Origin of the sequence: Shewanella gaetbuli (assembly GCF_023284065.1) — a bacterium.
GTDB lineage: Bacteria > Pseudomonadota > Gammaproteobacteria > Enterobacterales > Shewanellaceae > Shewanella > Shewanella gaetbuli.
The window spans coordinates 198,721-220,544 of the sequence record NZ_JAKIKP010000005.1 but is presented as its reverse complement, the minus strand read 5'-3'; the positions used below and the strand labels follow the sequence as shown (position 1 = coordinate 220,544).

Here is a 21,824-nt window from a genome sequence, read left to right as displayed (position 1 = left end):
AGCTGTGCAATGATGATTTCAACTAGCCCTCTGATACGTTAAAGTAAAAAAATAGACACAGAGGGCTGAAATGAATCGAATATTACTTATTGATGACGATGTCGGATTATCAGAGTTACTGACCCAGCTTTTGGAAATGGAAGGCTTTACGGTCAGCCAAGCTTATGATGGTCAAGAAGGGTTAGATAAAGCCACTCAAACAAATTACGACCTCATTTTACTCGACGTTATGCTCCCCAAGCTGGGGGGATTTGAGGTGCTCAAAGGCATCCGCAAACGTAAACAAACGCCAGTATTAATGCTAACGGCCAGAGGCGATGAAATTGATAGAGTTATCGGTTTAGAAATTGGAGCAGATGACTATTTGCCTAAACCTTTCAACGACCGTGAACTGATCGCACGTATTCGGGCGATTTTACGTCGAGCAACCCCTGTTGAAACTCAGCAATCCCCACAAGATATCTTAAAAGTAGCTGACTTAACCATCGACGCTACTCGCCAAGAGGTCTACTGCAACGATCAGCTGGTCATACTAACTTCAACTGAATTTAGCTTATTATTTAATATGTTATCTACACCTGGCGAACTTGTCACCAAAGAGAGTTTAAGCGAAAGTGTATTGGGTAAAAAACTGATGCCATTTGACCGCAGTTTAGACATGCACTTATCTAATTTACGTAAAAAACTCCCTGAAAGAGCTGATGGCCGCGCACGCGTTAAAACCCTTAGAGGCAAAGGCTATATTTGGATCCCTTAATGCGTATAAGTAACCTATTTAATCGACTCTTTTTTAAATTACTGATTGGCTTTTGGCTGTGTAGTTCTTTAACTATTGCTATCGTACTAACGCTACCAATAATGTTAAAAGACCACAACAAAGCACCACTCAACGCTCATTTGCAAACGGTATTACAAACCGTAGTCAAAGATATTAAAAATAAACCAGAGCTTTTAGATTCAAATCACTTACATAAGATACATCGTAAATATTCTGATCGAAATAAGCCCTTAAAAATTTACCTCACCAATACCGATGGACAGGTTATCAATACCCGTAAGGTTCCCCGTTCGCTGCGAGAATTTATGTTACTTGCAGAGGACTCTCCGCAACCTATCAGCCACCAATTAAAGGATGAATTGTTGTTTGGTCCCATCAACTTCACTATAAAACAACAAGTTTATCAGGTGTATGGGCGTATGCCGGCAAACCACCCAAGGCCTTGGTTTTTCTTTTTTGCCGAAAATAAATTGTTAGTCACCCTCATTGCGATTTTGTTATCGGGGTTATTGTGTGGATTTTTAGCGTGGTATTTAGGTAAACCACTTAATAACCTAAAGAAAAGTGCTAACGCCTTAGCCAAGGGAGATTTATCTAATCGGGTTGACAAAGCCACCCTCAACCGAACCGACGAAATGGGCCAATTAGCGCAAACATTCAACACTATGGCAGACTCTATTGAAGCTATGGTCACCAACCAACAGCGCTTAATGGGAGATATTTCTCATGAGCTTCGCACCCCCCTTACCCGATTAAAACTCGCATTAGCGTTAGCGCGCAAAAAAGGCCAACAAAATACTGAGTTATCACGAATTGAATATGAAGCTAATCAGCTAGATGAGCTTATTGGTGAGTTACTAACATTATCAAGAGTGACCTTAAACGCCAATGAAAAACAAGTTTACACAGAGCTCAATGAAACCCTCAGCCAAGTATTAGACGATGCCGAGTTTGAAGCAGAGCAGCAACAAAAATGCTTACAGATTGATATCGACGACAGCATTAAATTTACCCATCACCCTAAGCCACTTTGCCGAGCCGTTGAAAACGTATTACGCAACGCTATTCGGTACGCTCACAAACACATTATTATTCAGGCGACTGAAGAAAAATCTGCAATTGTCATTGAAATAAAAGACGATGGGAAAGGCATAGAAGACAAAGAGTTACAAGCTATTTTCAGGCCTTTTTATCGTCCAGACGATGCCCGAGACCGTAACTCAGGAGGCTGGGGGTTGGGGCTAGCCATTACTCAAGCTGCTATTCAAGTACACAAAGGCGAATTAAAAGCCTTTAATGCAACGCCCCATGGGTTAATTATTAACATGAGAATTCCTAAATAATTAGTTCCCCTTTTGTACAAACTGCTATGCTTCAGTTATTAATATTGGCGGAGTGGAAAAAGGACATTCATGTTCATCGAGTTAAAAATGAACATTAGTCATTATCGACGTGTTGCAGCCAGCTTGATCATTTGGGCTACCATGATTGCGCCTACCATGGCCTCTGAGCAGCCGGTTCAGGTTATTGCGTTTGAATACCCTCCTTATATTTCTCAACAATCAGAAAGCAACAATTATATTCTATCTACCCTATATCGTGTTTTTGCTGAGTCGACCTCTATTGATATTCAAGCCAACTTTTTATCTGCAGCCAGAGCTCATAAAACCGTCGAAAGTGAACGCTGGTGTTTAAGTTTATACCCACCCATTATCCCAACCACATCACATATTTTAATCCCTTTACAAGAAGAGTTTATTGAACTTAAACTTTTTAGATTAACCCAGCCAGATGCCTTTATGGGTAAGCAATTAAAAGGTAAAACCATTGCCCAATTAAGAATGCAAACCCCGGAAGGAGTCATAAAAGAGTTTACTGCAGAAGGGGCGACTTTTTTCCAAATGGAGACCATTCCTCAAGGAGTACAGCTATTGTTTAAACAGCGTGTGGATTACCTTTATGGGGACGCTAAAGCCATTGAGTTTGCAGCAGACAATTTGGGTTATGATATTTCTCAACTACAAGCCTCTGCATTAACCTATAGACGCTTTCCTGTTGGGGTATGGGTGAACCAACAATGCCCCCAAAGCGAACAGGTTCTATCGCAACTAAAACAAGCCGGCTTTAAAATGATACAAGGAAATCATTCGCGGTTTCAGTCCCACTAAACTTATCTAAAATCACCCTAGTGGCGGTAATAAAGTCACATTGTTAATGTTGCAATTAATTACATCAGCTATAATGCCTCGATATTTTTTGAGGTAGGTTAACATGTTTCATATTGCCCTTTACGAGCCAGAAATCGCCCCGAATACGGGAAATATTATTCGTCTATGTGCTAACAATGGCGCGCATTTACATCTAATTGAGCCTTTAGGGTTTGATTTGGAAGAAAAAAAGCTCCGTCGCGCAGGTTTAGACTATGCTGACTTAACCAATGTGACTCGTCACAAAGATTACCCTAGCTTTGCCGCGGCAATGGCGGGTAAACGTATTATGGCGTGCACAACAAAAGGGAGCCGACCTCATACTCAGATACAATTTGCTAAAGATGATGTGCTGTTATTTGGCCCTGAAACCCGTGGTTTACCTATGGATATTATTAATGCAACGCCACTGGAACAAAGACTGCGTATTCCCATGACAGCCAATAGCCGTAGTTTAAACCTATCTAACTCTGTGGCTATCATCAGCTACGAGGCGTGGCGCCAGCTAGACTTTGAAGGTGCGGTGTAATGAAAAAGTCTGCCATTTCTACTGAAACCCAACAAAAAGCAATGGCTATGGCTAAAGCGACACAAAAGCCAGGCCAAACCAAAGAGCAAACTAAGCTCATTGCCGCTGGCATAGAAAAAGGCATTGCTGAATATAAGAAGCAACAAAAAGCGCAAGCAAGACAGAAAGACAAAGCCCGTAAGCAACAGGTTAAATCAAAACAAAATCAGCACGATGAGTTAGCATCAGGGCAAGAGCCCGAATACGCAGAGCAAAGTATGATGACCCCAGTCGCTTGGGCGTTATTACTGTTACTGGCATTAAGCTGGCTAGGATTTGCGGTTTATTACTTTAATTAACTAATTTAATTAATTCAAAGGGTTAAGTTCAATAGCTCTAATCACTTGATAACTATCACTGTCATCATCTAAATAATGGGCACTTTGCTGCCATAACCAACGTTTGTTGTCAGCGGAATCAATAGGGTCAAATGACAAACGCACTAGCGCAGGTCGCTGTTGTATTTGTCCTTTCCCCAAAAAAGTAAACCCGTCACCCTGTTGATAAAGGGTTAAGCTTTGGTTGATATCGGCATTAATACCGTCTGAATAAATCAGCTCTAAGGCTTGACCTCGCAATCTAAACCACCATGTTTCACTGTTATTGAAGCGCGCACCTTTACTCACACTAATATACAAGTTTCGTTGATCAGCCGAGCACATAATTGCAGTCTCTACTGACTTAACATTACCACTTGGATTAGCCGCACTGCCTTGCCATTGCCCCGTAATTAACGGGCAAAGTTGACTAAGCTGCCCTTTACCCGTATTGGCATAAGCGTTGAGGTTAGTCAGTAATAATAAACTGATCAGCAGTTTTAAATAGACATAACTTTTTTGGCTTAACATCATCATATTCTTGTTACGCGTCTTCATTAATATATACCAGTATATCAGCATAATACTTCTGTAAAAAAAGCCCTACTGAATCGAATCAGTAGGGCTTTATGTTATATACATCAATGCAGTTACGGCAGGTTAATGCGATTATTTCCCAAAACCACTCTCTTTAATATCTATCTTGGTCACTTCACCATACTGCTTGGCGACATCGGCAATTTTTTCAGCGTTACCAATCAACACGTATTGAAGGTTTTGCTGCGGAAAATACTGCTTAATCAAACGCTGAGTCTCGGCCAAGGTTAAGCTGTCTACTTTAGCTTGAAACTGGTTTATATAGTCGTTGCCAAAACCATATAAATGCATATTAGACATTAACCCAGCCAATTGGTCTGCAGTTTCATACTTAGGTGGGAACTGCCCTTTAACATAAGCTTTTGCCGAATCTAAGGTAGCTTGATCAACGCCTTTTTGCCACAACCTTGCGTAAGTTTTCAACGCTAAATCAATGGCCTCTTTAGTGGTTTCAGCTTTAGTGAAGGTGCTAATGTAAAACACCCCTGATTGCGAGTAGGGCACAAAACTAGAGCGCGCACCGTAGGTAAGCCCGGCATTAACCCGTAACTCATCATTTAACCAAGAGGTAAAACGGCCACCTAAAATCGTGTTAACTACGGTTAAGCCAACATAGTCTGGGTTGTCGAAAGGAATCCCCATACCACCAATAACAAAGGTAGTTTCTATTGCGTCAGGCTTGTCCACTAATAACACTTGAGATTGAGTCAGCTGAGGCAATCCTTCCGCTAATGGGGTTTGCACCACAGCCTCAGAATTTTGCCACTGACCAAAGGTTTGCTCTAATTTAGCCTGCATCTGCTGCGGGTCAAAATCACCCACTACGCTAATGGCAACATTATTGGGTTGATAAAACCCTTTATGAAACGCCCGCAACTGCTCCACGCTAATATTAGCAACAGACTCGCTATTACCCGAGGTTGGATTGGCATAAGGGTGCTTAGCAAACACTAACTTATTAAAGTAGCGACTAATTACCGCTCTGGGGCTTTCTTTTTGCTGCGCTAACCCCACGACTTCACGCTGTTGCAGCTTGTTAAATTCAGCCAAATCAAAGTCTGGTGCCATCAATACGTTTTTAAAAATAGGTAACACCTTATCAAGGTCTTTACTCATTAATAGCGCATCTACGTAGCTGCCCTCTTTTGAGGCCGAAGTTGAAATACTGGCGCCCATAAAGTCGAGGGTTTGTTCAATATCGGACTTAGACTGGCCACCCGCACCTAACATCAGCCCTTGGGCTGTCACATGTGCTAAGCCTGAAGCCGTATCATTCACCGAGCCAGCTCTAACAACCGCATTAAAGGTGATTAACGGCACTTCTTTTTGCACCATTAAGTTAACCTTGAGGCCGTTAGACAATATTAACGTTTGATACTCTGGCAAGGTAAAGCTACCCGTTTGTACCACTGTTGAAGACTCTGTTGAGGCGCAGCCACCTAGCACTAATGCACCCGCTATAGTGGCGGCAGCAAAGGTGGTTTTGAATAAATTTAGGGGACGATTCATTGGTCGCTTTCCTCCACTGCAGCTAGTACTCCAACCGTTCGGTTTGCACGAATTAAATAGGTTTGTGCCACACGCTGAATATCTTCCGGAGTCACTTGGTTATAGCGTTCTGGTGCACTAAAAAGCTTTTCATAACTGCCAAAGTACATTTCATAAGTGCCTAAAGTGTTGGCTTTACCGTTGATGGTTTCCATTTGGCGGTAAAAATTCATTAGCTTGATATTTTTAACTTTTTCAAGCTCTTGAGCTGTCACACCTTGTAATGCCACTTGGTTAATTTGCTCAAGCAATGCTAGCTCTAATGTAGAGGCATCCACCCCCTGATTCGCCACACCTAAGATGTAAAATAAATTCGGGTCGAAAGACATGGGGACATAAGTTTCTGCTGCTGTAGCTAACTGTTTGTCGACTAAACCTTGGTAAAAACGCGAACTGTTGCCTTGGCTTAATATATCTGCCAGCAAATCGAGCGCATAATAGTCAGCATGGCTGGTAGCAGGAATATGATAAGCCAGCATCACATTTGGCGTACTAACAGATTCTTTTTTCACAAATACGCGACGCTCGCCTTTTTGTAACGGCTCAACGGTGCGAACTGCTTTAGGCGGGGCTTGTGCAGGAATAGGCGCAAAATAGGTATTGGCTAAACGTTTTACTTCAGCCAATTTAACATCGCCCACTATCACCACAACAGCGTTGTTAGGGGCGTAATAGGTTTTGTGGTACTGCTGTAAATCTTCTAATGTCCACGCTGCAATATCTGACTCATAACCAATCACAGACCAACTATAAGGATGCGCTGAAAAAGCCCCCCCTTTTAACGCTTCTTGTAAGCTGCGCCAGTTAGAGTTTTCAAGTCCGGTGGTACGCTCTGATTGCACCACACCACGCTCACTTTCCACCATATCAGGGTCAATGTCTAAGTTGGCAATGCGGTCGGCTTCTAGATCAAAAATGGTTTCTAGCGCAGTTGCAGGAAACCAGTCGGTGTACACTGTCATATCTTCGGTGGTATAAGCATTGTTTGCCCCACCAGCCGCTTCCATTGTGCGGTCAAACATTTTGGGACCATATTTTTTTGAGCCATTAAACATCATGTGTTCAAAAAAGTGCGAAATACCGGTGATACCGGGAACCTCATTACGAGAACCCACTTTCCAAAAAAGATACATGTTGGCGTTAGGAATAGAACTATCTTCTAACACCATGATTTTCATGCCATTGTCTAGCGTGAAGCTATTAACATCTTCTGCTGTTGTTGCCTTAGCACCTTGAGTGCTGAAAATAGCCAGCAGAAATATTAACGCTGATCGCGTCCATTTCATCTTTTGCTCCTTCAATAATAAATGAAATTTATTTAGCGTTATGTCGTGTTGAGGTCATTATTGTTGAGTCGACTGCAACATAGGTCACTTAAGCCCAATAACCTACCTTGATTTAATCGACTTGTTAATTAATAACCACCAACCTATCACAAACAATTGTATCGATTTGTTTGCAATGCACCGCACGCTCAATAATTTGAGCCACTGATTTGCAGTGCAACTTTGCGATGAGCCATATGTTTAATCGAGATGCTATGCAGTATCAGAGCCTTGGGCTTGTTGGCTGAAAATCACCACATCATTGTCCACCACCTCAAGTTGCCATTGATACTGAACAGCAATCCATTGAAATGTGGCTTCACTATAAAAGTTGATATGAGTAGGGTCATGCTTGTAATGCCAATTGATAAAGCTAGCATGATCACGCACACGCTTAGTCATAATGGCAATCAAGCCATTATCATTAAGCAGTTGTTTTAATTGCTGTAAAACACCCTTGGCATCGGCAATATGCTCTATCACCTCTGTCATAGTGATAAAGTCGTACTGTTGTTTAAGCTGTCCTGTATCTGGAAAATAAAATAAATCATAGTTGCTGACACTCACCCCGGCCTCAGCGGCCATTTGGCTTAATACACCGCCTTCGCCACAACCAAAGTCCAACCCTTTAGCCTCGCTATTAACTCGCTCAAGCACAGGGGTTAACGTGCGTGATAAAAACCGTTTGTATCCTTCATCGGCAACGGTATTGTCATGTAAGTCGTAAAAGGCTTTTTCTGCTACTTCATCTAAATAAAACGCTTTCGGTACCGTCACTAATTGGCATTGCTGACATTGAAAATAGGGCCGGTTTTTATCTTGATGAAAAAAGCCCAACCTAGTTGATTCGCACAAAGGGCAAGTGTCGGGGCAATTATCAGTTAAATCAGTTGCTGTTGAAGTGTTAGAAACAGGAGGTTGCGGTGGGCGCTTAGACATAAAGGCTCTTTATTTAAATTGAACTTCACAAACACAGTGAAAGGAGCAGTTAAAGGGGCAAAGTAGCGATAGTTTGTTCAGCCCTATCACCTCAACTGTACTTATTTTTACTTACTCATCTTCACTAATTTGTCGCTCTTTGGCAGCTGCTTCTTTGGCTTGCTGTAAGTATTTAGCTTCACGTTCAGCGCGTTCATCAAACTGAGCTTTGGCTTTGTCGCGTTGCTGTTGTTGCCATTCGCCATGCTGCTGACGGGCTAATATTTCTTGCTCACGTTCTGCGGTACCGTTTGCTGCGGCACGGGCTTTTTCAAGCTGAGATTGCTCAAGCTTTTTAGAGTCTATGCGGCCTTGTTCAGCTTGTTGCTGAAGTGACATTTTGCGACGCGGCTTTTCAGGATCAGCGGCACTAATCACGTCAGCAGCAATCACTATTCCTGACACTAATATGCCTATGATCAGGCATAAAAAACTTAATGTAGACATAAATAATTTCATTATTCATCCTTAGACTGTAGAGAATACCTTTGGCGAACCGCCGCAGGCATCGCTTGTAATCGCAAGTTCACCATAGCATCAAAAACATTCAATAAAGGTGACGTGTCTAACTGTTTGTCTAACGATGATAGCATAAAAGCCGCCGCTTCAAGGGTTGATAAACTGTCCGCTCGTTTTGCTTTTCGAATCACATATTGTGAAGCATGCTCAACTTCTAAATGTAACGCTGGATACTGCTGCAGCCATGGGTTTAACTGCAACATTCTGTATGCTTTTCGCCAAGTGCCATCTAATAACACAATAATCGCATCAGCCTGTGCACCACTTTGTTGCACGGTTTGGCTGGTTTCGCTTGGGTAAATAATATAAACAGGTTTATTGGCTTGGGCTAAATATTGACGTAACTCAGTAAAATCTGCCGCTGTTTCGCCCACAACAATTTGCATATTGGCTAATACCAAGGGCATTAATCTCACGCTATTTTTAGCATGGTTCACTTCACTGGGGTGCTGCATCACAATCACCTCAGTTTTAGATCTCACGGGAGCAACAGCGCTACAAACACAACTGGTTTGAGGAAAGTGACATTGATTACAATACTGTCTAGTCATTTTTGGAGCATCTTTTTGAATTACACGTGAATAGAATAAAGTTTAACAAGTGAAGCATACTACTCAATATAGTAAACCTAGGCGATAGCAATGAAATTTTAATCTTTGTTTCAACGCAACTACTCCAAACAACAAAAAAGCCACTGTGAATACGCTATTCGCAGTGGCTTTTTCTATGATTAGCGATTAAGCATGTTGCTCTTGATGCCAGTGATTTAATCCTTTAATAGACATTATCACTAACAACACACTACAACAGCCTCCCATAATAAGTGCAATGGCATAAGGCGCTGGAATATCTGTTAACTGAATCAGTGCCGCCAATAAAGATGCCCCGCTCATTTGAATACAACCTAACACCGCTGTAGCTGTACCTGCTCGCTCACCAAACCCTGCTAGTGCCATACTGGTCGCAGGCCCGAGTAATATAGCAAAGCCGATACATAGCAACATCATTGGCATCATAAAGGCCATTGCAGCACCCAAGCCTGTTTGCGGGCCAACCACGTGCATTAACACTTCTAATAATGCCGCGGCTACCATAAAGCTCAGTGCCACTATTACGCCTGGGCGATTACCTATTCGCTTCACTAATATTGGTGCCGTAAAACACGCCACAATATTCACTAATGCATTTAAGCCAAACAAACCACTAAAGGTAAGTTCAGATACCCCAAGCTTGCCAATTAACCAAATAGGCGAATAGGACACATAACACACTATTGAGGCCATTGCGGTCATGCATGTCAATGCATAAAACATAAAGTGACCATTGGTGATCACCGGTTGATAACGCCCCCAACGATATAATTTACCCGTTGAGTCGGTGTTCATTGGGCGGGTTTCAGGAAACTTCATCCCCACTATTAACAACACTAAAATGGCGTATAGTGCCATAAATATAAAGGTTGAACGCCAGCCAAATTGTAGGGCTAACAAGCCACCTAACGTAGGCGCAAGAGCGGGTATTACACAAATCATGCCGTTGAGATAACTGTACATGGTCATGCTTTGTTTGTTGTTATAACAATCTCGCACTGCACTAAAGACCACAATTGAGGTTGAACAAGCAGCCAGCCCTTGTAACACCCTAGCTAATTGCAGTACTTCAAACTGCACCGCAAATGCTCCTAATAAACTGCTTAATCCGTATAAAACAATACCGAACAAGGCAATAGGTCTACGGCCAAAACGGTCAGCTAATGGGCCTATTAATATTTGCCCTAATCCCATGGCAAACAAAAACAACATTAATGTCGATTGTACTTGGTTGTCAGATACCGCGTATTCTGCCGCCATTGTTGGCATTGAAGGTAAATAAATATCAATGGCTAAAGGGCTTAACACCACCATAAACATTAATAAGGGTAATAAATTACGTTGCATCAAATTTCTCGATAATTATTAAAAGTGACTGCATAGCCCATCAGGCCTGAGTGATAGCAATATTTTATAACATTCGTGGTATGACAAGAAATGATATAAAATTGATACTAAATTTCCTCTAAGGAATATCACTATGAATTTAGATAACCTTTCTCGCATTGATTTAAACCTTTTAGTTACTCTACAGGTGCTACTTGAAGAACAAAGCGTAACCCGCGCCGCTAACCGACTGCATTTGAGTCAGTCGGCGTTGAGCAAAAGTTTAAATAGATTAAGGGACACCTTAGATGACCCATTATTTCAGCGTACGGCTCATGGGCTTAAACCCACGGCTCACGCGCTTGCCTTAGGCAAAGACTTACCTCAGGCGCTACAAAATTTATATCAGCTCACGCTGCCCCCCAGCTTTTCGCCGCAAACAAGCCAGCGTCACTTTGCTTTTGCCATGGTAGAAAGCGCCTACGAAACCCTCATACCTTATTTTATTGGCTCATTGTTACAACAAGCCCCCAATTTAAAATTAGATACCTATGGCTGGACTGAAAAATCGATTAACGACTTGCAAACAGGTCAAATTGATTTTGGTATCGCCGGTCGAGACACCCACCCGCATGCACAATTTAAAGTGGGTGATCTGGCTGATGGCTTAAAATACCAAACCTTATTTAGTGATAAACAAGTGTGCTTAGTGCGCCAAGACCACCCAATTTTAGCCTCCATTGACAACAACCAATGGGACATGGCGGCTTATTTATCAATGAACCATGTGCAGGTACGTTGTGAGGGGAATGACTGGTGGGCGCTGGATTACTTTCTAGCAAGCCAAAACCAGCACAGAAATATTTCTGCCACTGTGCCTGATTTTTATGGGGCATCCAGTATTTGTGCTCATTCAGATTTAATCTTTACCTTGCCATCTAGCTTTGCTCAGCATGCGCAAAGTTTATATTGTTTAACTGAAATTCCACTGCCATTTGAATTTATGCCCATGGCTTATGTGCTGCTGTGGCACGAGCGAAATGACCAAGAACCCGGTCATATGTGGGTAAGGGATATGGTGATAAAAAACATTCCCAAAACGTTAGCGGCTTTTAATGGTTAACTCATCAAGAAGCACTGTTCCGTGAACATTAATCAGCGAACATTAATCAGGATTAACGTGACATATTATGTCTGCTTGATGCACACTTCAGCTTCATTATTGTTTTAGGCGATTCGCATTTGGAGCCAACATGAGATTTAACCAATCATTTAATCCTAATCAATTTAAAAGTCGATTTAACGGGATGAACCCTGTCGTGGCATTAATTGCTTTTGTGGCATTTAGTTTTGTCTCATTGGTTTTATTACCTTTTTTACTATTGTTTGGTTTACTAAGCTTCATTACCATGCAATTTTTTGGACGCAAAATTTTAGCGTCTAAAATGATCAAATCATTTTATACAGCACAAGGCCAAGCTAAAGATGCTTATCAGGGATACGGTAATGTAAACCGCGAGCCTCAAGCCCCTTACGCTGACATGTTTCGTCGTCAAAATGGTCAGGCTCAAAACAATCAAGCTCAGCAAAGCCAATATTCAGGCCGTACTTTCGAACATCAAGCCGACTAACCACCAGTAAGTAAAAATGCCGCCCTTTATTAAGTGGCGGCATTGTTGTTTTATCTAAATGTTGAATTAAAACTTAGCTTGAAACGCTAAGCTAAAGTTACGCCCCTCACCCACAGTGACATCGGTTTCAGTACCACCATCTAAGTAATCTGCGTCGAATAAGTTTCTAATGTTAAAACGAATACTCATGTCAGTGTCTTTCACGCTAAAGCCATAAGCGGCACCAAAATCAAAACGAATATAGTCATCTTTTACAATGGTGTTTTGGGTATTGGCAAAACGCTCACCCACATAAACTGCGCCAAAGTTTAACGCTAAGTCATCGTTTACTTCATAACGTGTCCATACATTTGCTGACCACTTAGGGGCATCAACCGGCGTTTTACCATCTAACTGTGCAGTATCTTCAGTACTGGTAATATATTTAGCATCTAGATACATCATTGAGGTGGTAATAAACACGTTGTCGATTAATTCACCTTGGGCGCCAAGTTCAAAACCACGATGATGCTGCTTGCCGCTTTGAGTAGTAATATATTCTTTATCATCAACGGGTTGCTCTAACCTCTCTTGAACAGCCACATTGGTTAATGTGGTATCAAATACAGCTCCGGTTAATAATAGCCCGCCGTCATAAAGTTCCCACTTGGTACCTATTTCAAATTGTTCGCCATATTCAGGGTCTAAATTCATGCCTTCATTAACATCATTATCACTGGTCACCATTGACTGTGGGTTAAAGCTTTTTGAGTAATTAACATAAATACTGCCGTTATCCGTTGGTGAGTAAATTACCCCCAATTTAGGTGACACTGCATCGCTGTCGCCACCGGCTTCATCTTTATGCTGTTGGTCATAACGTAGGCCCGCAAGCACTTGCCAATTATCATTAATGGTCATTAAATCTTGAATATAAAAGCCATAATGTTTATAGCTAGTTTCGGTATTAACACTCCCCATACTGTAGTCTAAATCAGGTTTTGGTAGGGGTTGCCCTGGCATAACAAGCTGATTTTTTTCACCATCATGACGCTGCTGACCATAGTAATAATCAAGAATGTTGGCACCAATTAATAATTGATGATCCATACCCAAGGCAGAAATTTCACCGGTAAAGTCCATATAAGCCGTTTTATGCTGCCAGTCATCATGGCGGTCAAATGGGCTAATGTAATAGCCGTCTTCTATAGGGTTTGAACCTGGCGTAAATGAAGGAGACGAATCAAGACGTTGACGAGTAAAGCTTTGATGGTTATAACCTGTTTTCATTGTCCACTCATTAGACATATACCAAGTTAAATCTGCACCAATATTTTGCACATTGTTATCGGTGAATGCCCAAGGCATATCCCAAATGTCTTCACGATCACCAATCAAATCACCGTTGTCATCTAACCAACCACCACGGTCAATTCCGGTTAAGTCATCGGTGTAATCATATTTAACCGACAACATAACATCGTCGTGCAGATCAAACTCTAAGTTCAAATAACCTAAAAAGCGGTCGCGTTCTTGGCTTTGGCTACCGTTTTCATCTTGGTATTCACGCCAGTATTGGCTGTCTTGCTTAACTAACACGGTACGATAACGAATGGTTTGAGCATCATTTAAGCTGCCACCTGCATCCAATTGAAAACGCGTTGAACCGTGCTCATCAGTATCAACTGCCAGTTCAAATAAGTTGTCATAAGTCGGCTTTTTAGTGACCATATTAATCAAACCACCAGGGCCTGATTGACCGTATAACATACTTGATGGGCCTTTTAGCACTTCAACTTGCTGTAGGGTTTCAATGGGTTGTACGTAATGAGAAAACTGCTGATGTCCATTAATTAAAAAGCCACTGCCTGAGTCTAATTCGAAACCACGAATATTAAACACTTGGCGATTCCATTTTTCACTGCCGCCAGTGACGCTAGAATCATTCACTAACACTTCAGATAAATTTGTCGCCAATTGTTCATCGGTAATAAAGTCAGGAATGACATTCACAGACTGCGGTGTATCCATTAAATCAATATCACCACGCATAGCTCCTGAGGCTGCCCCTGACTTGTAGTTATTAAAATTCATTCCCGTTATCTGAATACGTTCAATATTCAACGCGAAGTCTTCTCCTAAAAAGTTAGCTGGTTGTGTTTGTTGCTCACCTTCTTGGGCTATGGTCACTGTGGCCATCAAGCTGCTTAACACTGCTATCGCTATTGGAGATGCTTTCATCATTCTTCACCCTAAATGCATTATTTTTAATGTTCGACCGCTTAACGCAATCGATAATACGAGTAATTATCATTAGCACTAATGGTGTTTGATAGCGTTTTTTGCACCTCAATAAAATTATGTGATCCACATCATCCAACTCGACTCGAACCTTATGTATTTGCAACAGGAGTAAACAAAACAGATAACCGAATGAACACAAACCAACAACGCCTTGGTATAAACATGAGAACGTAAATATGCTCTAACTAAATTAAGCAATCGATGAAACATTTTTCAGCATAATAACCATCTTTACACTTCTTTAATTGATGATACAAACGATATTGATTACTATTCTCAAAAATTAATAACCCTCACCTTCTGTGAGGCGTAATCATTGCAATGTGGAAATTCAACGCTATTGCAATACTAACTGAGAAGAAGTTTATGAACGTAGTCGCGACATTAAAGTGGTTTCATAATTGGGTGGGATTTTTCATCAGCATCACCATGTTGATTGTATTAACCACAGGAGTTTATTTAGGTGCTGCGGATATCCTTAGTCGGATAGATAATAAAGGACAACAATACGTTCCCCTTAGCATTGAACAAAAAGCACAAGTTACTGAAACACTTTTTGAACGCTACCCTGAAATGAGCACGGTTCGCTTTCCGACTGAATATACCCCGTATATTGAAGCAGCCACTAGGGGAAAATCCATCGCCTTCGACAACGACTTAAACGAGTTGTCTAGCAGTGCATTTAAAGATAAGCCGGTTTACAGCACGGTTTTCTGGTTACACCGCAATTTTCTAATGGGTGACTTTGGTAAATACACAAATGCTTGGGCATCATTGTTAGGCGGGTTAATCACATTAGTAGGTATTTACTTATGGTGGCGAGTACGTAATGGCTTTAGATTAAAGCAAAGTATTCCAAAAAACACCCGCTCAAGTAGTTTAGTTAAAAGCCATATTCAATTAGGGTTATTTATCTCAATCCCTTTATTTATCTTATGTTTAAGCGGATTTTTAATCACTTATAAAAGCTTATGGACAGGATATTTAAAGCAACCAGCTCAAGCGGTTGAAATAACATACCCTAAAAGCCAAGCCAACAGTTGGAGCAGCCAACTTCAAACGGCTCAAGACTTATGGCCACAAGCTGATCTTGTCTCCATCAGCAAGCCACGCCAACGACCGGGACAAACAGATCAACCGGCAGAATTGAATTACCAAATTCGATTCGATGAACACGCTGATGTATGGCTAAGACAAGCTGACAGAATTACCATGAATTTCCAGCAAGGCACCATTGAATCAGCGCTAAAACATAGCGATAGACCGCTTTCAGGACAAATTGCCAGTTTTGTTAGACCCTTACATGACGCGCTCAACATGCCATTAAAATACGTGCTGTTGATTACCGTGGTTTCGCTGGTCGCTACTGTTATTTTAATCTTTAGTGCGGTGACCTTTTACCGCAGAACTTTTAAAAAACGTGGTTAATTAACTATTTCATCCCAAAAAAAACGCGCCATCTTAGGCGCGTTTTTCTCAGTAAATCATTCCATTATGCGTATGAATGCGCACCATGTTGATGATCTGTCACGTCACGAACACCGGTTAATTCGTTAGGGAATAAATCAAGTAACTGCTTTTCAATACCATCTTTTAGCGTGATATCGACTTGTGAACAACCGTTACAACCACCGCCAAACTGCAGTACTGCTACGCCGTCATCAGAAATTCCCACTAACATGATGTTGCCACCGTGGCTAGCAAGCTGTGGGTTAATTTCAGACTGAATAACGTATTCAATACGCTCTTTCAGTGGTGCGTCATCTGCTACTTTACGCATTTTTGCGTTAGGGGCTTTTAACGTCAGTTGAGAACCTAATTGATCTGTCACATAGTCAATGGTGGCATCTTCAAGAAATGGGGCACTTTTTTCATCAACCATTGCGCTAAAACCATTAAATGGTAATTCTACATCATCGGTTTCAACCGCATCTGGTGGACAATAAGACACACCGCATTCTGCCTGAGCGGTACCTGGACTGATAACGAACACACGAATATGAGTGCCTTCGGCTTGATCAGCTAATAATTTAACGAAATGCGCCTGAGCTGCTTCGGAAATGGTAATCATAAAACCTGCTCCGTCAGGGGATACCTGAGTAAATTAGTAAGAATTAGGCCTATGATACTCTCTGTTTCATTTTGTTTGTAGTCCTGTGTCCACTTTTGTTCGCCAATTAATGCGATAAATCACATGCTTTTGTTGGCACTTAGCGGCATTTGGCATTAAGGTTATGCCATTCAGGCTTTTATTATAGATATTTATTTCGATGACTTTTTTGCGCGTATTTTGGCTTTGTTTATTCTGCAGTATTTTCAGCGTGTCTCTGGTAGCACAAGCATCCCCGAGTAAACTTGAGTCTGCGATGAGAAACATACAGTTAGATCAAAACATGACTTCTCCAGAGGCCTTTTTGGGCTATCCATTAGGTGAGTGGCACTTGCGCCATGACCAAATTAATTTTTATTTGAATGAGCTCGCTAAACAAAGTAATAAAGTTTCTTTAGACAATGCAGGCATGAGCCATGAGGCTCGTCAGCAACTTACCGCGGTAATCACCTCTGAAGATAACCAACGTAATTTAACTAAAATCCTGCAACAAAGAAGTCTTGTAAAACAAGGTGAATCACAACAAGGGCCACTGATCATTTGGCTGGCTTACTCTATTCATGGCGACGAAGCCAGTGGCGCTCATGCGGCTTTAGCCTTTAGTTATTATCTTGCCGCCAGCAATGAACCTTGGGTACGTGAATTACTACAACAAGCCGTGGTATTAATTACCCCTAGCCAAAACCCTGATGGGTTCGACAGGTTCTCGACTTGGGCCAATAACCATAAAGGGCAAGTGGTTGTCACTGATGATCAACACCGTGAACACGTGCAAGACTGGCCCACAGGCCGTGGTAATCATTACTTTGCAGATTTAAATCGTGATTGGTTGTTTTTAAGACATAAAGAGTCCCAAGGACGCGTGGCATTTTTCCATAAGTGGCAGCCCCATTATGTAGGTGACTTTCATGAAATGTGGCATAACCAAAGCTACTTTTTTCAACCAGGAGTGGCAGAACGTGTTTACCCTTTAACGCCTAAAGCCAATCAAGTGCTCTCTGAGAAACTGGCTCAGTTTCATCGTCAAGCCTTAGATGAAGCCAAGCAAGTTTATTTTAGCGGTCAATTATTTGATGATTTCTTTTATGGAAAAGGCTCAACCTACCCTGACATTAATGGCTCTGTGGGGGTGCTATTTGAACAAGCCAGCGCCAGAGGACAGGCACAGGCTTCAAGTAATGGTGTTATTAATTTTCAAACGGCTATTGCCAATCAATTTGCCACTTCAATTTCCAGTGTTCAAGGCGCATTAGCGTTAAAGTCTGACTTAATAGAATACCAAAATAACTTTTTCAGCCACGCTAAAACAGACAACCAAGCCCGTTCAAAAGGACGATTAATCAGAGCTTATAACGACCCTGTACGACGTGATGAGCTGATTAACTTGCTCACACAGCATCAGATTAAAGTGCATTACCTCACTAAGTCTTTATTTCATTCGGGGCAAGAGTACCGCCCTATAGACAGCTTTTTTGTGGCAGATACTCAAGCTCAGTCAGCGTTATTAACTGCATTATTTGATAAACGCACCGAATTTACCGACCCTACATTTTACGATGTATCAACTTGGGATATTGCCGCGGCTTTCAGTCTTGATGTGGTGCCAAATGTTACCCCTGATATTGACTTACTGACCGAAAGTCCAATGCAATATCATCATATCAATTTGTCCAATAACCTAACACCACCTTGGCCTGAAAACACCGTAGCACTGCTGATTAACTGGCAACAATCACAAGCCAGTGGTTTAGTGCATCAGCTCACCCAACAAGGGGTGCAAGTAAAGTTTGCCAAGCAAGATTTTGTAGTCAACAACCAACAGAGCAAACCGCAAAACTTTGTGGCTGGCAGCCTGCAAATTCCGTTAAAGCAGACCCATAAAACCATTGAAGAAGTCAGGCAGGCAGTATGGAAAGCCACTAAAGATTGGCAACTTGAAGTCGTTAGTGTTGCTTCATCAGCAAGTGTTAGCGGTATGGATTTAGGCTCAGACGACTTTGTGACCATTAAGCCTATCAATCCAATGATCATTAGCGGCTACGGTACTGACCCATTTGAAGTGGGTGAACTGTGGTATTTCCTCGATAATAAGTTATCTATTGCAACTAGCTTAGTAAATAGTGAACGGATTAATAGTATTGAACTTTCGCGCTACAGTCATATCTTCATGACCGAAGGCAGTTTCAATAACATGAATGAAGTCAGTGCCAGACGACTTGGGCAATTTGTACAAAATGGTGGGGTGATTATTGCTCAAAAAGGCGCATTAAACTGGCTCAGCAAGCGAAATGTATTAGATGAATCGCTACAAACCCCACGTTATTATAAAAAATTGTTCAATACTGACGGCCTCAAATTTAGCGACCAAGCGGCATTTAAAGCCAAACAACACATTGGCGGCGCGATTGTGAATGTCAATTTAGACATCTCACATCCATTAAGTTTTGGCTTACCTAAACAGTTAGCGGTTTTAAAAAATAAGCCATTAGCATTTGAAAATATTAATACCCCATTTACCACTGCAGCGTCTTATCAAGACCGTTTATTATCAAGTGGCTACATGGCGCAAGAGTATCAACGTGCTTTTGCTAATCAACCGGCCATGATTGCAGAGCGAAAAAAGCAAGGCGCTATTGTGGGGTTCACTGATAACTTGATGTTCAGAAATATTTGGTTAGGCAGTGAAAAAGCCTACTCAAATGCGTTATTTTTTATACCCGCAGGGTTATAACCCCCTAAATTAGCATCTCAATTTAGGGGCTTCTGCTCTTGCCAAGCACCAAACTTGGCTTGCTATACTCTGCTGACGCAGTAAGTGCGCAATTTCATTGACGGTTGTGCCACTAGTGACCACATCATCAACAATGGCAACATGTGAGTATCGGGTCGATTTAGCAGACACAGCGGACTTTAAGTCACTGAGCACCTCAAACGCCCCTTGACAGTTTTTTCGTCGTTTACTGCCATCTAACCCTGCTTGAGGCACGGTATCAATTCGGCGAATAACTAAAGTATCATCCATAGGTAGGCTTAAAATACGGCTCAACTCTTTCGCAATTAACCATGCTTGATTAAATCCGCGTTGCTGTAGCCGATTTGGGTGTAACGGCACTGGAATAATAACTTGCGGATATTCTATTAAACCGTGCTTAACCAGTTGTTGAATTCGCAAGGCCAATTGCTGAGTTAACGCTGATAGTGCCGCCATTTGATGCTGATATTTAATAGCACTAACGAGCTTACCCAACCCATGATGGTAACTGCATGGCGCAACAACCTTGATAGGTAACGTTGTTAAGCAGGTTCCACAATATGGTTGTAAAAATAATAACGCCCTACCACAACCTAAACAGACTTCGGTATGATATAGGCCACTGGCCAAGCAATACTGGCAAACTCCAGTGAGCCTAGTCTCAGACAATAGCGCCAAGTAACCACCTTGTTCAATCCTTTGTTGGCACAGCATGCAACGGTTAGGTAAACTGCTGCAAACCCGTGTTGTTAATCGCGCTAAAACAACATTCAGGTGACTTAAAGATGGGCCAATACACCGTTTAACATAGTGGTTTGCGGTGACGAATTTTTCATTAATGGCAGCTAATAATTTCACTATTCAATCCTTTAAATAGAGGTTATCGATTTGAGCGGTTCTACACTCCATATAGAAACGATTGGCCAAGGCCATGATGTGGTATTACTTCATGGTTGGGGGGTAAATAGTGCAGTTTTTGAACCCATCAAACACGCGTTAAACGACTATACCGTACATTATGTTGATTTACCCGGATTTGGCCACAGTGACCCGATTGAGGGTGATATTCACGATTGGGTTAATGCATTAGCACAACGCTTGCCCGACAACGCCATATGGTTAGGCTGGTCTCTTGGAGGCTTGGTTGCCACACAACTAGCGATTAACTTTCCACAAAAAGCTAAAGGTTTAATTACCGTGGCATCTTCACCATGTTTTATGGCTCAACCTAATGAACAACCTCAACCTTGGCCGGGTATTGCCCCACAAGTATTGTCTCAATTTTCGGAACAACTGAATAATAATCTCCCTAAAACCATAGAGCGATTTTTAGCGATTCAAGCTATGGGCAGCGAATCAGCTAAGTCAGACATTCAAGTAATTAAGTCCTTGGTGCTTGCCAAACCCTTACCGGAGCAACAAAGCTTACAGCAAGGACTAGATATGTTGGCAAATATTGACCTTCGCCATCAACTGGCTGAAATTGAGTTGCCTTGGTTAAGAATATGGGGGCGACTAGACGGGTTAGTACCTAAACGCACGCTTAAAATGTTAAATGCCGACCAAAAAACCACCGATATTATTTTACAAAAAGCCTCACATGCACCATTTATTTCACATTCAAGTCTATTTATTGAACAAATCAAGCCTTGGCTGAACAAGATTGTCGGTTAATACTTTAACAACCAACCTGATTTGACTATAATTTAAACGTTTCCAGAGAACTTCAAGTTAGCATTATTTAGTTGGAGAGTTAAGCACTATGTTGATCAACTCGCACTATCCGCAAATACCGTTAGCAACCAGTAATGTTGCCACCGATCTTGCGCGCGCAGATAATCAGCAGCGTCCACCGGTGATTCCACCACAGCAACCAACAAGTGCACATCATGAGCGGGCATTTAATCCACAAAATGAACGCGCACCGGCTTATCAAATTGTAGAACAGAAACAACAACAGCAGCATTCTGATGCTCAAAGACAAGCTATTGTGCAGCAATTATTGGCTCCAAAATCAGCAGTTAGCCAACTGGTCAATGTTGTGGCCAACGATACACCAACGCTTCAACGCAGAGACATTCGTATCAAACACCTTACAACGCCGGCTCAACAATCTAAAACAGACATCGAGAAAGCCAGTGATGAAAGTGAGGTGAATGCGGCTTATTTTCAACAGGTTAGAGAACATGTTGGTCAATTTTATGGCCAACATAATAACCCAACGCCAAGCCCAAGCTTTTCTGCTTACGTTTAAGCACGCTCCACTTTCGACACAAGCACGCTACCATATTGAAA

The 21,824-nt window shown here is 41.8% G+C and carries 21 protein-coding genes; 11 read left to right on the top strand and 10 right to left on the bottom strand.

Annotated features, from left to right (window positions below):
• The first annotated feature begins 70 nt into the window (after positions 1-70).
• From L2672_RS09205 to L2672_RS09185, 5 genes are all read left to right on the top strand, one after another.
• Positions 71-757 carry a response regulator gene (locus L2672_RS09205; RefSeq protein WP_248995548.1) on the top strand — a complete coding sequence of 229 codons (687 nt, stop codon included), beginning with the start codon at positions 71-73 and terminating at the stop codon, positions 755-757.
• Positions 757-2,121 carry an ATP-binding protein gene (locus L2672_RS09200; RefSeq protein ID WP_248995547.1) on the top strand — a complete coding sequence of 455 codons (1,365 nt, stop codon included), beginning with the start codon at positions 757-759 and terminating at the stop codon, positions 2,119-2,121. The genes L2672_RS09205 and L2672_RS09200 overlap by 1 nt, the downstream gene beginning before the upstream one ends.
• Before the next feature lie 69 nt (positions 2,122-2,190).
• The gene (locus tag L2672_RS09195; RefSeq protein WP_248995546.1) at positions 2,191-2,946 is read left to right on the top strand and encodes a hypothetical protein; all 756 of its coding nucleotides are present in this window, start codon (positions 2,191-2,193) and stop codon (positions 2,944-2,946) included.
• Between the two features lie 103 nt (positions 2,947-3,049).
• Positions 3,050-3,514 carry a tRNA (uridine(34)/cytosine(34)/5-carboxymethylaminomethyluridine(34)-2'-O)-methyltransferase TrmL gene (gene trmL / locus L2672_RS09190; protein WP_248995545.1) on the top strand — a complete coding sequence of 155 codons (465 nt, stop codon included), beginning with the start codon at positions 3,050-3,052 and terminating at the stop codon, positions 3,512-3,514.
• Entirely contained in the window at positions 3,514-3,852 is a 339-nt protein-coding gene (locus L2672_RS09185; RefSeq protein WP_248995544.1) for a DUF2956 family protein, read from the top strand. Before trmL ends, L2672_RS09185 begins: the two co-directional genes overlap by 1 nt.
• Before the next feature lie 9 nt (positions 3,853-3,861).
• On the opposite strand, the gene L2672_RS09180 is transcribed toward L2672_RS09185, so the two are convergent.
• The 7 genes from L2672_RS09180 to L2672_RS09150 form a co-directional block, all read right to left on the bottom strand.
• On the bottom strand, positions 3,862-4,428 hold the full coding sequence (locus L2672_RS09180) for a hypothetical protein (protein WP_248995543.1): 567 nt from the start codon (positions 4,426-4,428) through the stop codon (positions 3,862-3,864).
• A 111-nt stretch (positions 4,429-4,539) separates the two neighbouring features.
• Positions 4,540-5,976, bottom strand: a complete 1,437-nt coding sequence (locus L2672_RS09175; protein ID WP_248995542.1) for a M16 family metallopeptidase — start codon at positions 5,974-5,976, stop codon at positions 4,540-4,542.
• Positions 5,973-7,301, bottom strand: a complete 1,329-nt coding sequence (locus L2672_RS09170) for a M16 family metallopeptidase (protein ID WP_248995541.1) — start codon at positions 7,299-7,301, stop codon at positions 5,973-5,975. Before L2672_RS09170 ends, L2672_RS09175 begins: the two co-directional genes overlap by 4 nt.
• Positions 7,302-7,553: 252 nt before the next feature.
• Positions 7,554-8,279, bottom strand: a complete 726-nt coding sequence (locus L2672_RS09165; protein ID WP_248995540.1) for a class I SAM-dependent methyltransferase — start codon at positions 8,277-8,279, stop codon at positions 7,554-7,556.
• Between the two features lie 111 nt (positions 8,280-8,390).
• Positions 8,391-8,777, bottom strand: coding sequence for a hypothetical protein (locus tag L2672_RS09160; RefSeq protein ID WP_248995539.1), 387 nt, complete (start codon positions 8,775-8,777; stop codon positions 8,391-8,393).
• The gene (locus tag L2672_RS09155) at positions 8,777-9,388 is read right to left on the bottom strand and encodes a tRNA-uridine aminocarboxypropyltransferase (RefSeq protein ID WP_248995538.1); all 612 of its coding nucleotides are present in this window, start codon (positions 9,386-9,388) and stop codon (positions 8,777-8,779) included. Before L2672_RS09155 ends, L2672_RS09160 begins: the two co-directional genes overlap by 1 nt.
• A 186-nt stretch (positions 9,389-9,574) precedes the next feature.
• On the bottom strand, positions 9,575-10,774 hold the full coding sequence (locus tag L2672_RS09150) for a multidrug effflux MFS transporter (protein ID WP_248995537.1): 1,200 nt from the start codon (positions 10,772-10,774) through the stop codon (positions 9,575-9,577).
• Positions 10,775-10,907: 133 nt separating this feature from the next.
• Between L2672_RS09150 and L2672_RS09145 the strand changes: the two genes are divergently transcribed.
• Together L2672_RS09145 and L2672_RS09140 are read left to right on the top strand one after the other, a co-directional pair.
• Entirely contained in the window at positions 10,908-11,876 is a 969-nt protein-coding gene (locus L2672_RS09145) for a LysR family transcriptional regulator (RefSeq protein ID WP_248995536.1), read from the top strand.
• 130 nt (positions 11,877-12,006) lie between these two features.
• Positions 12,007-12,384 (top strand): hypothetical protein, encoded by a 378-nt coding sequence (locus L2672_RS09140; protein WP_248995535.1) that lies wholly within the window; start codon positions 12,007-12,009, stop codon positions 12,382-12,384.
• A 66-nt stretch (positions 12,385-12,450) separates the two neighbouring features.
• On the opposite strand, the gene L2672_RS09135 is transcribed toward L2672_RS09140, so the two are convergent.
• Complete coding sequence (locus L2672_RS09135) at positions 12,451-14,607, bottom strand: TonB-dependent siderophore receptor (protein WP_248995534.1); 2,157 nt, start codon at positions 14,605-14,607, stop codon at positions 12,451-12,453.
• A 381-nt stretch (positions 14,608-14,988) separates the two neighbouring features.
• Here L2672_RS09135 and L2672_RS09130 point away from each other — a divergent pair, with 381 nt between their 5' ends.
• The gene (locus L2672_RS09130) at positions 14,989-16,095 is read left to right on the top strand and encodes a PepSY-associated TM helix domain-containing protein (protein WP_248995533.1); all 1,107 of its coding nucleotides are present in this window, start codon (positions 14,989-14,991) and stop codon (positions 16,093-16,095) included.
• Positions 16,096-16,159: 64 nt separating this feature from the next.
• Here L2672_RS09130 and nfuA read toward each other — a convergent pair whose 3' ends face one another.
• Complete coding sequence (nfuA, locus tag L2672_RS09125; protein ID WP_248995532.1) at positions 16,160-16,738, bottom strand: Fe-S biogenesis protein NfuA; 579 nt, start codon at positions 16,736-16,738, stop codon at positions 16,160-16,162.
• Positions 16,739-17,033: 295 nt separating this feature from the next.
• Here nfuA and L2672_RS09120 point away from each other — a divergent pair, with 295 nt between their 5' ends.
• The gene (locus tag L2672_RS09120) at positions 17,034-19,508 is read left to right on the top strand and encodes a M14 family zinc carboxypeptidase (RefSeq protein ID WP_248995531.1); all 2,475 of its coding nucleotides are present in this window, start codon (positions 17,034-17,036) and stop codon (positions 19,506-19,508) included.
• Positions 19,509-19,517: 9 nt separating this feature from the next.
• Here the strand turns inward: L2672_RS09120 and L2672_RS09115 are convergent, their stop codons facing one another.
• Positions 19,518-20,387 carry a ComF family protein gene (locus L2672_RS09115; RefSeq protein WP_248995530.1) on the bottom strand — a complete coding sequence of 290 codons (870 nt, stop codon included), beginning with the start codon at positions 20,385-20,387 and terminating at the stop codon, positions 19,518-19,520.
• Between the two features lie 30 nt (positions 20,388-20,417).
• Here L2672_RS09115 and bioH point away from each other — a divergent pair, with 30 nt between their 5' ends.
• Both bioH and L2672_RS09105 read left to right on the top strand, forming a co-directional pair.
• Complete coding sequence (gene bioH, locus L2672_RS09110; protein WP_248995529.1) at positions 20,418-21,203, top strand: pimeloyl-ACP methyl ester esterase BioH; 786 nt, start codon at positions 20,418-20,420, stop codon at positions 21,201-21,203.
• 88 nt (positions 21,204-21,291) lie between these two features.
• Complete coding sequence (locus L2672_RS09105) at positions 21,292-21,783, top strand: hypothetical protein (RefSeq protein ID WP_248995528.1); 492 nt, start codon at positions 21,292-21,294, stop codon at positions 21,781-21,783.
• Positions 21,784-21,824 lie beyond the last annotated feature (41 nt).

What these genes read in the sequence shown, in the direction of transcription:
- L2672_RS09205 (WP_248995548.1), top strand. Translation starts at nt 71, where the DNA reads ATGAATCGAATATTACTTATTGATGACGATGTCGGATTATCAGAGTTA.
- L2672_RS09200 (WP_248995547.1), top strand. Translation starts at nt 757, where the DNA reads ATGCGTATAAGTAACCTATTTAATCGACTCTTTTTTAAATTACTGATT.
- L2672_RS09195 (WP_248995546.1), top strand. Translation starts at nt 2,191, where the DNA reads ATGTTCATCGAGTTAAAAATGAACATTAGTCATTATCGACGTGTTGCA.
- trmL (WP_248995545.1), top strand. Translation starts at nt 3,050, where the DNA reads ATGTTTCATATTGCCCTTTACGAGCCAGAAATCGCCCCGAATACGGGA.
- L2672_RS09185 (WP_248995544.1), top strand. Translation starts at nt 3,514, where the DNA reads ATGAAAAAGTCTGCCATTTCTACTGAAACCCAACAAAAAGCAATGGCT.
- L2672_RS09180 (WP_248995543.1), bottom strand. Translation starts at nt 4,428, where the DNA reads ATGAAGACGCGTAACAAGAATATGATGATGTTAAGCCAAAAAAGTTAT.
- L2672_RS09175 (WP_248995542.1), bottom strand. Translation starts at nt 5,976, where the DNA reads ATGAATCGTCCCCTAAATTTATTCAAAACCACCTTTGCTGCCGCCACT.
- L2672_RS09170 (WP_248995541.1), bottom strand. Translation starts at nt 7,301, where the DNA reads ATGAAATGGACGCGATCAGCGTTAATATTTCTGCTGGCTATTTTCAGC.
- L2672_RS09165 (WP_248995540.1), bottom strand. Translation starts at nt 8,279, where the DNA reads ATGTCTAAGCGCCCACCGCAACCTCCTGTTTCTAACACTTCAACAGCA.
- L2672_RS09160 (WP_248995539.1), bottom strand. Translation starts at nt 8,777, where the DNA reads ATGAAATTATTTATGTCTACATTAAGTTTTTTATGCCTGATCATAGGC.
- L2672_RS09155 (WP_248995538.1), bottom strand. Translation starts at nt 9,388, where the DNA reads ATGACTAGACAGTATTGTAATCAATGTCACTTTCCTCAAACCAGTTGT.
- L2672_RS09150 (WP_248995537.1), bottom strand. Translation starts at nt 10,774, where the DNA reads ATGCAACGTAATTTATTACCCTTATTAATGTTTATGGTGGTGTTAAGC.
- L2672_RS09145 (WP_248995536.1), top strand. Translation starts at nt 10,908, where the DNA reads ATGAATTTAGATAACCTTTCTCGCATTGATTTAAACCTTTTAGTTACT.
- L2672_RS09140 (WP_248995535.1), top strand. Translation starts at nt 12,007, where the DNA reads ATGAGATTTAACCAATCATTTAATCCTAATCAATTTAAAAGTCGATTT.
- L2672_RS09135 (WP_248995534.1), bottom strand. Translation starts at nt 14,607, where the DNA reads ATGATGAAAGCATCTCCAATAGCGATAGCAGTGTTAAGCAGCTTGATG.
- L2672_RS09130 (WP_248995533.1), top strand. Translation starts at nt 14,989, where the DNA reads ATGTGGAAATTCAACGCTATTGCAATACTAACTGAGAAGAAGTTTATG.
- nfuA (WP_248995532.1), bottom strand. Translation starts at nt 16,738, where the DNA reads ATGATTACCATTTCCGAAGCAGCTCAGGCGCATTTCGTTAAATTATTA.
- L2672_RS09120 (WP_248995531.1), top strand. Translation starts at nt 17,034, where the DNA reads ATGAGAAACATACAGTTAGATCAAAACATGACTTCTCCAGAGGCCTTT.
- L2672_RS09105 (WP_248995528.1), top strand. Translation starts at nt 21,292, where the DNA reads ATGTTGATCAACTCGCACTATCCGCAAATACCGTTAGCAACCAGTAAT.